Source organism: Acetobacter ascendens (assembly GCF_001766235.1).
GTDB classification, from domain to species: domain Bacteria; phylum Pseudomonadota; class Alphaproteobacteria; order Acetobacterales; family Acetobacteraceae; genus Acetobacter; species Acetobacter ascendens.
Genome location: NZ_CP015164.1, coordinates 2536985 through 2550842 on the forward strand (window position 1 = coordinate 2536985; position 13858 = coordinate 2550842).

The window sequence follows — 13858 nt, forward strand, 5'->3', positions numbered from 1 at the left end:
GCCATTAGAAGTTTGTGTTATGGTGTATTTTTGAAAAACGTAAAATAAATAAAGAAATTATAAAATAGCATATGCAAGACAATGTGGAAAATGCGGCCTGAAACCCTATAATGGATTTTAGCCACACAAAGCATTGCGGTAAAATACCACCCCCACAATACGCCATAACCAGCAACGCAGATACAAAAGAGGTTTTATTTTGAGTGGAATTTAAAACGGTTGGAAAAAGAGATGGGAATATCATTGAATTTGAAAATCCAAGAAGTGCAATGCATGCAACAGATACGTATCCATCCATCATATATGCTAGAAAGCTTAGAGCAAAACCTGTGAGGCAGGGAAGTAGAAGAGCGCGTTCTTGAGACAAAATGCGCGGTACACATACCAACCCTACCAGATACCCACAAAGCATACAAACAAGGGTAGCAGATGTAAAAAAACTTGATATTTCTAATGGAATATCAAATCCGGATGCATAAGTTCCAATAGCGTCTCCCGCCAGAACCTCTACGCCAACGTAAAGAAACATGGCCATTACACCAAACCATAAAGTTGGGTTTGATTTTGTAGGTATGCTTGTTTCTGTGCGGCTTGAATCTGATATTTTTATATCCGGTAGATTTGAAAATTTTATATACAAAGTCGTTAAAGCCAAAAGCGCAGTCATTCCTATATATGGCCAGTAAATTGTAGAAATGAATTGTTTTTGTAAAAGAGGATTGCTGTGTGTAAGGGGCAATTGTCCAATGTGTGGCATGGCAAATCCCGCCAAAGCAACAGGAGCTAAAATGCCTCCAACTTTGTTACAAATACCCATAATCGCAATGCGTTGTGCAGCGCGATCGGTCGGACCTAAAAAGCTTATATAAGGGTTTACGGCAACCTGCAGAAGCGCCAACCCACTACCTAGAATTAAAAATCCACATAATGCTCCATGATAGGATGATTCTTTCATAAATTGGCCTGTAACAATCATGCCTACTGTCATAATACTTAGGGCATATATGAGGCTTTGCCGCAGACCTTGTTTTGTTACAATTTTACCGGCCGGGATGCCGAATAAAAAATAGGAAATATAAAAAACAAAAGGAACTAAAAATGCACTTATATCATCAAGAGAAAATGCAATTTTTACAAAAGATATAAGGGGGCCATTCAGCCACGTTACAAAACCAATTATAAAAAATAATATTGCAACCAGAATAAGGGGTAGCCAGCCATAAGGCCCTGCCGGGCAAGAAACAGCGCGCCATAAGGTGCGATTGTGCATGCAGGGCCAAGCCTTTCTGGGTTTTCAGCAAAATCAGTTTGCAGAATCAGGCAGGCTGTCAATTTTCTCACAGGTATGTGCCAGTTCAGCAGAAGGGTTTGGCGCTTCACACAGGCGCTGCACATCTGGTGCGCACATTTCTATGGAATTTTCAAAATCAGATTCCAGCACATCCTCTGCAATAGCCAGATCCTGATCATGAGACCGGGCCTCTTCAGCTTTGAGCATATCCTGCGTTTTATGCAGTTCTTTGAGTGCATCAATACAAGCTGGGCTAGCTGCTTCTGGTTTAAAGTGTAGGACGGCCAGCTCTTTTTGCAGTTGTGCATTGGGCACGTTTGTACGGGGCGGCGGATCATCATCTGCACGCGCAACTGCGGAGGCAGCAAGAGAGCCCATAAAAAAGAGGGATGCCAAAGTAAGAGGCCGAAAAAGCGGAGTGGAAGGGCGGAATAAAAACACGCGCAAAACTCTCTTAATACACAGGTCTGTGCTTCTGGGGTGTTCTGTTTTTAGCCTGTTCATGGCCAGAAGGTAAAGCAACGGGCTTTGGTGGCTACTACACAGGGTTGGCATGCGCACCGATTTAGTGTTATGTAAAAAGCGGAAAGTCGGCAGTGGACGGATACCTTGCCAACCCGGTCAGATCCGGAAGGAAGCAGCCATGGTAAGTTTCATCCGGGTCATTGTTCGGCTTTCCACCCGTTATTTTCCGCCAATGCGGCACGTGTTTCGCATATAAAACAAGGCGTGAACTTTTTCTTCGGGCAAGGCATGAGCGACAAAATAGACGCGCAGCTTCCTCAGGATGAGGGACTCCCCAATCCTGAAATGGAAGGCCCCGGTCTGTTTGGTGATGAGCCAGCCCAGCAGGCACCAGAACAGTTCCCCCAAACGCAGGATCAGGCAGCATCACCTTACAGGGTGCTGGCCCGTAAATATCGCCCTACTACATTTGATGATCTGATTGGCCAGGAAGCCATGGTGCGTACGCTGCGTAATGCGTTTGCGCTAGGGCGGGTGGCGCATGCGTTTATGTTTACTGGCGTGCGTGGGGTGGGTAAAACCACCACGGCCCGTATTATTGCGCGCGCCCTTAATTGCATTGGGCCAGATGGTAAGGGTGGCCCAACGGCAGATCCATGCGGTGTGTGTGCAAACTGCGTAGCCATTCTAAATGACCGCCACCCGGATGTGCTGGAAATGGATGCCGCTTCCCGCACTGGTGTGGATGATGTGCGCGAGATTATAGAAGCCACGCGCTTCCGCCCCATGCAGGGGCGTATGAAGGTTTTTATTATTGACGAAGTGCATATGCTTTCACGCAATGCCTTCAATGCGCTGCTTAAAACGCTGGAAGAGCCGCCAGCACAAGTTACGTTTATTTTTGCCACCACAGAATTGCGGAAGGTGCCAGTAACGGTGCTTTCGCGGTGTCAGCGGTTTGATTTGCGTCGTGTTCCGCAATCTGAATTGGTGGGATTGTTTTCCCGCATTGCAGAAAAAGAACATGTAAGCCTGTCATCAGATGCACTGGCATTGGTGGCGCGAGCTGCTGATGGCTCGGTGCGTGATGGGCTTTCCTTATTGGATCAGGCCATTGCACAGGGTACCGGTCAAACAGATGCAGATGGCGTAATTGGTGCCACAGTTATCAGTGACATGCTGGGTTTAGCGGATCGGGAAGTGATGTTCGATCTGCTAGAAGCTGTGCTGACAGGTAAGCCAGAGCGGGCCTTGGCGTTGCTGGATGCTGCATACGCACGTGGTGCAGACCCCGGCCTTGTGTTGGGGGATATGCTGGAGCTGGTGCACACAGTTTCCCGACTGCGCGCCGTGCCCAGTCTGCGCGATTCGGCTGATATGCCAGAAGCCGAGCGTGTACGTGGCACGCATATGGCAGATACCTTTACTGTGCCAGTGCTTATGCGGGCGTGGCAGATGCTGGTAAAAGGGATGCAGGAAGTAGAAGCTGCATCTGATAGGCGCGCTGCCGCAGATATGGTGTTGATTCGCCTATGCTATGTGGCAGATCTGCCATCTCCAGAAGATTTAATAAAACGCCTTTCTGGGGCAGGAAATTCGGCAGGGCAGGGGGGAGCACCTTCAAACGCTGGCGGCAGTTCCGAAGGTGCATCGGCTGGTGCAATCTCTGCATTACCTACATCATCTGCTTCTGTAGGGCATCAGCCACCGCCTTTGCGTATGGTCAGTGGTGGGCAAAGCGTTACTGCTGCCGTGCCAGTAGTTGCCCCAGTGCCTACGCCATCTGTTGAGCCACAAGCGCCACCTCATCCGCGCACATGGCGAGAAGCTGTGGCTTTGGTGAAGGATCAGAAAGAAGCCATCTTGCATGGGCAGCTTCGGCATGCAGCGCATCTGGTGTCCTTTGCGCCGGGGCATATTGTGTTGCGGTTTGAACAGCACGTGCCCGCTGGTGCCGCGCAAGAACTGCGTAAAGTGTTGGATCGCGCCACGGGTATGTCTTGGCGGGTGGGGCTTTCGGAAGAAGAAGGCGAACCCACGCTGGATGCACAAGGGGCTGAGATTATCCAGTTTCGGCGTAAGGAAGCCGAAGCCCATCCACTGGTAAAGGCCATTCTCACGTTTTTCCCGGATGCAGAACTGGGAGAAGTGCGCGATCACGTTTTGGATGATTACGGCCTGCCACCAGAAGAACCTGTGCCCGAGCTGCTTTTTGCTCCGTTGGATGCAGAGTTTCTGGATGATGATGAACGGCCCTATGATCCGGGCATGTCTCCAGACTGACTCCGGTGAGCAGGTAATGCACGCCCCTCAGGCTGTGTGGTGTGACATATAGCAACAGACTGCCAGCGACAGGACAGTTTGAGAATAAAGGGATAGTTGATGAAAAATCTTGCCTCATTGATGAAGCAAGCCACGCAGATGCAGTCCAAAATGGAGGCAATGCAGAGCACGCTGGAAGCCATGAACATTGAAGGTTCAGCCGGTGCCGGCATGGTGCAGGTTGTGCTGAGCGGTAAGGGAGACATGCGCTCCATTAAAATTGATCCCAAGCTGGCAGATCCGGAAGAAATGGAAATGCTGCAAGATCTAATTGTGGCCGCTTGTGCAGATGCCCGCAAAAAGCTGGATGAAAAAGCCGCAGAAGAAATGCAGAAAGTGACCGGTGGCCTGAATCTGCCGCCAGGCATGAAACTGCCGTTCTGATACAGCGGGACGGGTAGCAGAATTGTCCGGTATGGGTGGGCAGGAAATAGAGCAGCTTATCCGGCTTTTGGGCCGGTTGCCGGGGTTTGGCCCGCGTTCTGCGCGCAGGGTTGCGCTGTATTTGCTCAAAGAGCCGCAAACCCGGCTTGCGCCTTTGGCGCGCGCAATGGAACGGGCAGGCAATGCCATAAAAACCTGCTCATCCTGCGGTAATCTGGATACAATAGATCCATGTCATATCTGCTCTGATCCTTTGCGAGATCAGGGGTTGATCTGTGTGGTGGAAACAATGGGTGATTTGTGGGCGCTGGAACGTGCAGGTGTACACCGTGGCGTGTATCAGGTTCTAGGTGGCACACTCTCTCCGCTAGCGGGAATTGGGCCAGAAGATCTGGACGTAGCTCCGCTGTTTGAAAAGCTGAACAAAGGCACAGTGCGCGAAATTATTCTGGCATTAGGTGCAACGGTGGAAGGTGCTACCACTATGCATTGGCTGATGGATCAGCTTGCGCCTTATGGTGGTGTAACTGTCAGCCGTGTTGCGCAAGGCGTGCCCATGGGCGGGGCGCTGGATGTGCTGGATGATGGCACTTTGGCTGCTGCACTTGGCGCCCGGCGCCCAGCATGACGATAAAGGAGGCAGATACAATGCCACTGGATGGTTTTCCTATTTCGGCGACCATTCCCCGTCGTGCATTGGTGACGGGCGGAGGGGCACGGCTTGGGCGTGCTATAGCTTTAGGGTTGGCGCAGGCTGGGTTTGATGTGGCAATTCACTATCGCTCAGGCCAAGAAGATGCGCAGGAAACAGCCGCCGCTATTAACGCATGCGGGCAGAAAAGTTGCCTGTTGCAAGCTGATCTGGCGCGCGAAGAAGGGGTGGAGCCTCTGGTGGAACAGGCCTCGGCTGCCTTGGGTGGGCCGCTGGGTGTTCTGGTCAACAATGCCTCTACGTTCGAGCGGGATGAATGGCATAATGCCACGCGTGAAAGCTGGATGGCGCATCTTAAACCCAACCTGCGCGCTCCATTTGTGTTGATGCAGCATTTTGCCAAGGCACTGCCAGAAACAGCGCAAGGCATGGTGCTGAATATGCTGGATGAGCGCGTGTGGTCTCTTACGCCGCATTTTGTCAGTTATACGGTGTCTAAAAGCGCTTTGTGGACGTTAACGCAAACAATGGCGCTGGCTCTGGCCCCTAAGGGCATACGGGTAAATGCCATAGGTCCTGGGCCAGCATTGCCAAGTACGCGGCAGACAGAAGAACAATTTGCCCGGCAATGTGCATCTGTGCCTTTGGGGCATGGTACATCACCGCAAGAAGTTGCGCGCGCTGCGCTGGCGCTGTTGGCTTTACCCTCTGTAACAGGGCAGATGCTGGCATTGGATGGTGGGCAGCATTTACAATGGTCTCCGGCGTTGCCTGCCGGTGCTGTATTGGAAGAATAGAAAATGGCTGTTTTTGCTCCATGGGCGGATCAGCCGCCTTTGCGCCGTCTGTTTATCCGCAACATGATTCTGGATGCCAATATCGGCGTTTTCCCGCATGAACAGGGGGTATCGCAACGTATTCGTGTATCCGTTTCGTTTGGGGTGGATGACCGTACAGATCTGGAAATTGGCGCGGATGATCTGAGCCGCACAGTTTCCTATGAGCAGGTGGTCGTGCTGGTACGCCAGATTGTGGCAGAGGGGCACGTAAGGCTGGTGGAAACATTGGCAGAACGTATTGCTGCCGGTGTGCTGGCAGATAACCGCGTAAAGGTTGTGCGGGTACGGATTGAAAAGTTGGATGTTTTTGAAGAAATCGAAGCCGTAGGGGTGGAAATAGAAAGACGCTCAACATCTGCGTAAAAAATTGATGAGATCTTCATAAAAAAAGCCCGCCTTTGGCGGGCTTTTTCTTTGCTGTGTTTATTGCAGCAGATCAGGAATCGTGCTCATCCGAATCGGTGCTGACATCAATATCGGAGCTGATGTCATCATCATCATCGTCATCCAGATCGGCGGTATCTTCCAGCACGTCATCGGCATCTGTATCCGCATCTGTATCCAGATCAATATCGTCTTCACTGGGTTTTTTGGCGGGAGCTGCCGTTACCGGTGTGCTGGACAGGGTGTCAGAATTCCGGCGCAAACGGGGCACCAGTGGGGGCTGTTCCGTGCCACATTTGGGGCATACGGCAGGAGTGCGGTTTAGATCATAAAAATGGGCACCGCAGGAGACGCAGACGCGTTTGGTGCCGAGATCGGGCTGAGACATCTTGCTACCTGTCGATCCTGAGCAGTCAGATTGGGGGGCACAGATGCCCCGGAAAGAAGGATGACCCCTTCCCGCAACGCGGGGTGGAATCGAACCAGACTATAAGGCGACGCCAAATGCCATTGTGTTTTGTGTTCTGTCAAACCCGACTTGCAGAACAAATGCATTTTCTGGCAGCAGAAAGCAGTTTTTATGGTTTCTGGCGGATTGACTTGCCGCCCCACACGCCGGAATGAACAAGGTATGACACAGCAGACCACATCTTCCACCCGTCCGTTACGGGTTTCTCGCGCTCCAGCTTCTCTTTCCGGCTCCATCCGGGTGCCGGGAGATAAGTCTATCAGCCATCGTGCCCTCATGTTTGCCGCCCTTGCTAAAGGGACCACGCATATTTCCGGCCTGTTGGAAGGTGAGGATGTGTTGTGCACAGCCGCAGCCATGCGTGCTTTAGGGGCAGATGCCGTGCAGGAAGGTCCGGGCCAGTGGCGCGTAAGCGGGCCAGGTGTTGGCCAGTTGAAAGAACCGGATAACGTGCTGGATATGGGTAATTCAGGCACAGCCGCCCGTTTGCTGTCCGGCATTTTGGCTAGCCACGGCATGACATCTGTGATGACGGGCGATGCCAGCCTCCGTCGCAGGCCCATGAAGCGCGTTATGGACCCGTTAGCCGGAACCGGGGCGACATTTCTTGCGCGTGAGGGCGGCCGTTTACCTATGGCTATTCGTGGCTTGGCAGACCCCAAGCCGCTTGATTATCGTCTTCCCGTTGCTTCTGCGCAGGTTAAATCTGCCGTATTGCTGGCTGGGTTGAATGCGGTTGGGGAAACGCGTGTAGAAGAACCAGTTGCCACGCGGGACCATACTGAAAACATGCTGCGCCATTTTGGAGCAGAAGTTTCCGTAGAAAAAACATCTGATGGCGGCCGGATTATTTGTTTGCAGGGGCGCCCCAATCTTGTAGCGCGTGATGTTGCTGTGCCGGGGGACCCCTCATCCGCCGCTTTCCCGCTTGTTGCAGCATTGTTGGTGGCTGGGTCTGACATCACCATTTTCGGTGTAGGTCTCAATCCGTTGCGGACAGGTCTGTTTACCACATTGCAGGAAATGGGTGCGCAGCTTGAAATTCTGAATGCACGCACAGAAGGTGGAGAACCCGTAGGGGATTTGCGTGTGCGTGCCTCTGCTCTCAAAGGCATAGAAGTGCCGCCAGAACGTGCGCCTTCCATGATTGATGAATACCCGGTGCTGGCTGTTGCAGCGGCCTTTGCCTCTGGCGTTTCACGCTTTTGCGGGGTTGAAGAGCTGCGGGTGAAAGAAAGCGACCGGCTGGCCGCAACCGTAGCGCTGCTAGAAAACAACGGTGTCCGCACCGTTGTGGAAGGGAATGATATGGTTGTGTACGGCACGGCTGGTCATATTCCCGGTGGCGGCAAGGTTGAAACCCACATGGATCACCGTCTGGCCATGAGCGCTTCTGTAATGGGACTTGCCGCCGAAAAGCCTGTGGAAATTGATGATACCTCTTTTATCGAAACCAGTTTTCCGCAGTATTTGGATCTGATGAACAGCATTGGTGCGGGGTTTGTAGCATGACACGAGGTGGCCCAGTTATTGCAGTGGATGGCCCTGCTGCGGCAGGTAAAGGCACGTTGGCGCGTAAATTGGCGGAAGCTTTGCACCTGCCATATCTGGACACAGGCTTGCTGTACCGGGCGGTAGGGCGCTTGGCGTTGGATGCAGGGCAGGATCCGGCTTCTCCGGCGCAGGAATTTGCCTCCCGTTTGCTGCCTGCAGATTTGGAAAGACCAGATTTACGCATCCCCGTGGTGGCGCAAGCCGCCAGCAAGGTAGCGGCACAGCCAGAAGTGCGCGCTGCTTTGGTGGAAACGCAGCGTCGGTTCGCGCAGGCAAAAGGGGCTGTGCTGGATGGGCGAGATATTGGCACCGCCATTTTTCCGGATGCAGACGTAAAGCTGTTTATTACAGCATCCCCTAGCACACGGGCTTTGCGCCGTTTCTTGCAGCTTGGAGGTGACCGGAATGCTCCTGATGCGCCAACCCGGATAGCAGAACTTGAAGATTCCTTACGTGCGCGGGATGATGCCGATGCCGGGCGGGCATCAGCCCCCATGCTTGTAGCGGATGACGCATATGTGATCGAAACAGATATGCTTGAAGCAGATGCTGTTTTGGCAAAAGCATTGCAGATTGTACGAGAACGACTCGCTGGAATTTCAGAATAAAAATTCTGCGGAATTGTGTTAGAGTGGTTATGTAATGCCGTTTTTCTGGCAGTTTTCAGGCTGTGCACGGGTGGTTTGTATTGACAAGCGGCCTGTACACAGTGTCTGTGCATGATCAAACACTGCGTACCATGCAGGTTTGTTTTTATTTTGATTTGAGGCTTGGCAAAAAGGCTACAGGGGATGGCCCCTATAGACATGCCAAGTAAGCCGTGCCGCACGATGCGGGGCGCAGGAATAGCTTGTTTGCCCATTGCAAGCAGGCCCAAGGTTAACAGTTACACATGGCTTCAGCCACAACCCAAACTGCGGATCACTTCCGCGGTGAAGATTTTGCCTCCCTTCTGGATGAAACCCTTGGCCGGGATTCGGGCTTTGATGGCTCCGTTGTTCGTGGCCGCGTTGTTCGTCTGACCGATGATTACGCTATTGTTGATGTCGGCTTGAAAAGCGAAGGCCGCGTTGCTCTGCGTGAATTTGCACCTCCGGGTGTAAAGCCGGAAGTTAAGCCTGGCGATATCGTTGAACTGTATGTTGAACGGTATGAAGATCGCGATGGCAGCATCGTGCTTTCCCGTGAAAAAGCACGCCGTGAAGAAGCTTGGACAAGCCTGGAAAAGGCTTTCGAAGCCAATCAGCGCGTCAACGGCACCATTTATGGCCGTGTGAAGGGTGGCTTCACGGTTGATCTGGGTGGCGCCATGGCGTTCCTGCCTGGCAGCCAGGTAGATATCCGCCCTGTGCGTGATGTCAGCCCGCTGATGGGTGTGCCCCAGCCGTTCCAGATTCTGAAAATGGATCGCGCTCGTGGCAACATCGTTGTGTCCCGTCGTGCCGTTCTGGAAGAAACGCGTGCTGAACAGCGCAGCGAACTGATCCAGGGCCTGACGGAAGGCATGATTCTGGATGGTGTGGTCAAGAACATCACCGACTACGGTGCGTTCGTTGATCTGGGCGGCGTTGATGGCCTTCTGCATGTGACCGACATTGCATGGAAGCGCATCAACCATCCGTCCGAAGCTCTGCAGATCGGCCAGCCAGTGCGCGTGCAGGTTATCCGCTTCAACCCGGAAACGCAGCGTATCTCCCTTGGCATGAAGCAGCTTGAAGCTGATCCGTGGGAAAATGTTGCCCTGAAGTACCCGCCGGGTGCGCGCTTCACGGGCCGCGTGACCAACATCACCGATTACGGCGCATTTGTTGAGCTGGAACCGGGCGTTGAAGGTCTGGTGCACGTGTCTGAAATGTCCTGGACGAAAAAGAATGTCCATCCGGGCAAGATCGTCGCGACCTCTCAGGAAGTGGACGTGATGGTTCTGGATGTGGACAGCACCAAGCGCCGCATTTCTCTGGGCCTCAAGCAGGTTCAGCGCAACCCGTGGGAGCAGTTCGCGGAAGAGCACAAAGTTGGCTCCACCGTAGAAGGCGAAATCCGCAACATCACCGAGTTCGGTCTGTTCATCGGTCTGTCTGCAGACATCGACGGCATGGTTCACATGTCCGACCTGTCTTGGGACGAACCAGGCGAAGAAGCCATGAAGCACTACGAAAAGGGCCAGGTTGTCAAAGCCAAGGTTCTGGATGTGGATGTGGAAAAAGAACGTATCTCTCTGGGCATTAAGCAGCTTCAGGAAGATCCGGCAGCCGATGCGCTTGCTAGTGTTCAGAAGGGCTCCATCGTAACCTGCACCGTGACCGCTGTTCAGACGAACGGTATCGAAGTGAAGGTTGATGATGTTCTGACCGGCTTCATCCGTCGCGCTGAACTGGCCCGTGATAAGGCAGAACAGCGTCCGGAACGCTTTGCTGTTGGCGAACGTGTGGATGCGAAGATCATCTCTGTTGATCGTGCAGCCCGCAAGCTGGCCCTGACCATTAAGGGTCGCGAAGTGGAAGAAGATAAGCAGGCCATCAACGAATACGGCTCTGCTGATAGCGGCGCTTCCCTGGGTGATATCCTGGGTGCAGCTATCCGTCGTCGTAACACAGACGGCGAAGACTAATTGTTCAGCCATAAAGGGGCGGGTTGACTGCTTCTTTATGTTTTTTGAGCATTACGTTTTAAGAAAATGGCGTCGGTTTCCGGCGCCATTTTTTGTGTTGCGCTGTGTTGTGATGGAAGGTTTGGCTAGAAAACACCCGGATATCTGCCAATCTGTGCCACACTGTGTTTCAGATTCACCAAAGAACTGGAGACACAACGGAATGGTGCACCGGAACATAACGCTGAATCAGAAATCACGTAGCCCAACACTTGCGCGTCGGCATCTGCTTGTGGCTGGGGCTGCGGGGTTAGGTCTAGTGCTTGCTAAATCTGCGCGTGCCGTACCGAATGCTATTGTGCAAACCGGGGAGCATGGGGATCAGGGCTATGAATCTGCAGGCTCATTCGAGATTGTGGCAGAGTTTTATGGGCCGGGACCATCGAGCATTGTAGTAACGGATAATGGGCGCGTTTTTATAGGTTTTCCGCGGCACGCTATTAACCATAAAGGAGCCACGCTGGCGGAATTGGTAAACGGCCATCTTGTTCCGTGGCCAAGTGCCGCGTTGAGCATGCCATCAGATGCTCCTCCGGCAGAACGTCTACTTTCTATTCATGGCATGACACAGGATACGCGCGGTTTTATCTGGGCGATTGATGATGGCAAATTGGCTGGCTTACCTTTGCAGCCGGGTGCTGCAAAAATTGTCTGCTTTGATCCTACCACCAATAAATTGGTGCGTTCTATCGTTCTAAAATCACCAGCTTTGCTGCCTGACAGCCATATGAATGATTTACGGGTGGATCTTACGCATGGGGCGGAAGGGAGCGTTTATGTGGCCGATAGCTCCTTCGGTCATAGCCCAGCTTTGGTGGTAGTGGATATCGCCACAGGCCAGCAACGGCGTGTGTTGAGCAAACACCCCTCTACACAGGCGGAAGCAGGTTTTATGGCTGTAGTGGAAGGGATACCGCTCAAATATGATCCGGTGCAAAAACCCAAATTTGTTACCGGCGGGGTGGATGGTATTACCTTAAGCCCAGATTCCAGCCGTGTATTTTATGCACCTCTTACCAGTCGCCGTTTGTACAGCCTACCTACGGCTTTGTTGTCAGATATGTCTGCAACAGAAAGTGCGTTGGCGGCTGCCATAAAGGATGAAGGAGAAAAAGGTGTGGCGGATGGTCTGGCAACAGATGCTCAGGGACGCATTTACACCACCAATTTTGAGCATGACGCTATTTTCCGCCGCAATACTGATGGTTCTATGGAACTCATGGTGCATGACCCGCGGATTCTTTCTCCAGACGGTATTTTTTGCACGCAAAGCCATGTGTATTGCACGCTGGGGCAGTGGAATAGGCTTGCTGGCTTTCATGATGGCAAAGATGAACGCCAACCGCCCTATTTGCTAATTCGTTTTCCCATTCAGGGGCCACCTGTCAGCTCCGCAGAACCGGCAGGTGGGGAGTCTGGGTTTTAGCTCAGGCACGCGTTTTTAAAGGCGTCAAAGGCGCGGGCGCGGTGGCTGATGGCATTTTTTTCCGCATCAGCCATTTCAGCAAATGTGCGGGTTTCGCCTTCAGGGGCAAAAATCGGATCATATCCGTGGCCCTGCGTGCCCCGTGGCGGCCATACAACCTGGCCATTTATGCGGCCTTCAAAGCTTTCCGTGCGGCCATCAGGCAGAGCCAGACACAGTACGCAAATAAACCATGCGTTGCGTTCGCCTTGCCCAATTTCTTTTTCAATACGCGCCATGGCACCGGCAAAATCTTTGTTCGGGCCAGCCCAGCGCGCAGAATAAATGCCGGGTGCGCCATCCAGCGCTGCCACACATAGCCCAGAATCATCGGCCAGTGCGGGCAGGTTGGCTGCTTTGGCTGCGGCTAACGCCTTAATGGCGGCATTGCCCGCAAAAGTGGCGGCTGTTTCTTCTGGCTCTGGCAGGTTTAGCTCACCAGCAGAAACAACCTTAATGCCAAAATCAGCCAGCAGCGTGGCAAATTCTGCCAGCTTGCCTGCATTGTGCGTGGCAAGCACAAGGGTGCTGCCACGTTCTGGTTTTATGGAGTTCATATGCGCTTTTTTTCCACCGCTTCTACCGCAGCCATCTGAGCCTCAAACAGCTCGGTCACACCTTTGCGTGCCAGTGCGAACAGGTTGTCAAAGGCATCTTCCGTAAACGGTGCGCTTTCGGCTGTGCCCTGAATTTCTACAATGCGACGGTCTGCTGTCAGCACAAAGTTGGTATCAGCAGAAGCGGAGCTGTCTTCTACGTAATCCAGATCCAGCACGGCCCCTTCTGTTGTTAGCCCGCAGGAAACGGCAGCAACCTGCCCGCGTAGCGGCAGCCGAGGCAGCACATTGGTGGCCACCAGTTTACCAAGGGCTAAACGTAAAGCCACCCATGCGCCTGTAATGGAAGCGCAGCGTGTGCCGCCATCAGCGTTCAACACGTCACAATCTAGCGTAATGCTCATTTCACCCAGAGCGTCCAGATCCGTTACTGCGCGGAGGGAGCGGCCAATAAGGCGCTGGATTTCCTGCGTGCGGCCAGACTGCTTGCCTTTAGCTGCTTCACGGTTGCCGCGTGTGTGGGTAGCGCGGGGCAGCATGCCGTATTCAGCCGTAACCCAGCCTGTGCCTTTGCCACGCAAAAAAGGTGGCACGCGGTTTTCTACACTGGCAGTACACAGCACTTCCGTACCGCCAACGCGAATAAGGGCAGAGCCTTCAGCATGATGGGCAAAGCCGGTTTCAATGGTAATGGGGCGCATCTGGTCTGGCTGGCGGCCTGAAGGGCGCATGGAAAGCTCCTTGGTACAATTAAGATGTCTGGCGCGAATGGTGCGCTTTTGTCGGCAGTAAAACTGCACGAATAAGGTATATAAAGGCTATCCGG

General features: G+C 53.0%; 14 protein-coding genes and 1 other RNA gene. 10 read left to right on the forward strand and 5 right to left on the reverse strand.

Features of this window, described 5'->3' with window-relative positions; all coding sequences use genetic code 11:
- Positions 1–4: 4 nt before the first annotated feature.
- Positions 5–1270, reverse strand: coding sequence for a glucose/galactose MFS transporter (gene gluP / locus A4S02_RS12445; RefSeq protein ID WP_070323963.1), 1266 nt, complete (start codon positions 1268–1270; stop codon positions 5–7).
- Between the two features lie 33 nt (positions 1271–1303).
- Entirely contained in the window at positions 1304–1846 is a 543-nt protein-coding gene (locus tag A4S02_RS12450) for a hypothetical protein (protein WP_026019344.1), read from the reverse strand.
- Between the two features lie 29 nt (positions 1847–1875).
- Between A4S02_RS12450 and ffs the strand changes: the two genes are divergently transcribed.
- The 6 genes from ffs to folB all read left to right on the forward strand — a co-directional run bounded on the left by ffs (position 1876) and on the right by folB (position 6316).
- Positions 1876–1973, forward strand: an RNA gene (gene ffs / locus A4S02_RS12455) — signal recognition particle sRNA small type.
- A gap of 71 nt (positions 1974–2044) precedes the next feature.
- Positions 2045–4039 carry a DNA polymerase III subunit gamma/tau gene (locus A4S02_RS12460; protein ID WP_070324270.1) on the forward strand — a complete coding sequence of 665 codons (1995 nt, stop codon included), beginning with the start codon at positions 2045–2047 and terminating at the stop codon, positions 4037–4039.
- Positions 4040–4138: 99 nt separating this feature from the next.
- Positions 4139–4462: a YbaB/EbfC family nucleoid-associated protein gene (locus A4S02_RS12465; protein ID WP_003624890.1), complete on the forward strand. Its 324-nt coding sequence runs from the start codon at positions 4139–4141 to the stop codon at positions 4460–4462.
- Between the two features lie 31 nt (positions 4463–4493).
- The gene (recR, locus tag A4S02_RS12470; RefSeq protein WP_070323964.1) at positions 4494–5090 is read left to right on the forward strand and encodes a recombination mediator RecR; all 597 of its coding nucleotides are present in this window, start codon (positions 4494–4496) and stop codon (positions 5088–5090) included.
- 20 nt (positions 5091–5110) lie between these two features.
- Complete coding sequence (locus A4S02_RS12475; RefSeq protein WP_082246838.1) at positions 5111–5911, forward strand: SDR family oxidoreductase; 801 nt, start codon at positions 5111–5113, stop codon at positions 5909–5911.
- A gap of 3 nt (positions 5912–5914) precedes the next feature.
- A complete protein-coding gene (gene folB / locus A4S02_RS12480) occupies positions 5915–6316 on the forward strand; it encodes a dihydroneopterin aldolase (RefSeq protein ID WP_019089006.1) in 402 nt (133 codons plus the stop codon).
- A 73-nt stretch (positions 6317–6389) separates the two neighbouring features.
- Here folB and A4S02_RS12485 read toward each other — a convergent pair whose 3' ends face one another.
- Positions 6390–6725: an FYDLN acid domain-containing protein gene (locus A4S02_RS12485; RefSeq protein ID WP_019089005.1), complete on the reverse strand. Its 336-nt coding sequence runs from the start codon at positions 6723–6725 to the stop codon at positions 6390–6392.
- Between the two features lie 192 nt (positions 6726–6917).
- On the opposite strand from A4S02_RS12485, the gene aroA reads away from it, so the two are divergent.
- The 4 genes from aroA to A4S02_RS12510 all read left to right on the forward strand — a co-directional run bounded on the left by aroA (position 6918) and on the right by A4S02_RS12510 (position 12436).
- Complete coding sequence (aroA, locus tag A4S02_RS12490) at positions 6918–8318, forward strand: 3-phosphoshikimate 1-carboxyvinyltransferase (protein WP_082246876.1); 1401 nt, start codon at positions 6918–6920, stop codon at positions 8316–8318.
- Positions 8315–8968, forward strand: coding sequence for a (d)CMP kinase (cmk, locus tag A4S02_RS12495; protein WP_070323967.1), 654 nt, complete (start codon positions 8315–8317; stop codon positions 8966–8968). The genes aroA and cmk overlap by 4 nt, the downstream gene beginning before the upstream one ends.
- Positions 8969–9252: 284 nt before the next feature.
- Positions 9253–10971: a 30S ribosomal protein S1 gene (gene rpsA, locus A4S02_RS12500; protein ID WP_070323968.1), complete on the forward strand. Its 1719-nt coding sequence runs from the start codon at positions 9253–9255 to the stop codon at positions 10969–10971.
- Between the two features lie 112 nt (positions 10972–11083).
- The gene (locus tag A4S02_RS12510; RefSeq protein WP_099046904.1) at positions 11084–12436 is read left to right on the forward strand and encodes an L-dopachrome tautomerase-related protein; all 1353 of its coding nucleotides are present in this window, start codon (positions 11084–11086) and stop codon (positions 12434–12436) included.
- Here the strand turns inward: A4S02_RS12510 and rdgB are convergent.
- Both rdgB and rph read right to left on the reverse strand, forming a co-directional pair.
- Positions 12433–13032, reverse strand: coding sequence for an RdgB/HAM1 family non-canonical purine NTP pyrophosphatase (gene rdgB, locus A4S02_RS12515; RefSeq protein WP_070323970.1), 600 nt, complete (start codon positions 13030–13032; stop codon positions 12433–12435). The two genes, A4S02_RS12510 and rdgB, sit on opposite strands and share 4 nt — an antisense overlap.
- A complete protein-coding gene (gene rph, locus A4S02_RS12520; protein WP_019088998.1) occupies positions 13029–13763 on the reverse strand; it encodes a ribonuclease PH in 735 nt (244 codons plus the stop codon). Before rph ends, rdgB begins: the two co-directional genes overlap by 4 nt.
- Positions 13764–13858: the final 95 nt, after the last annotated feature.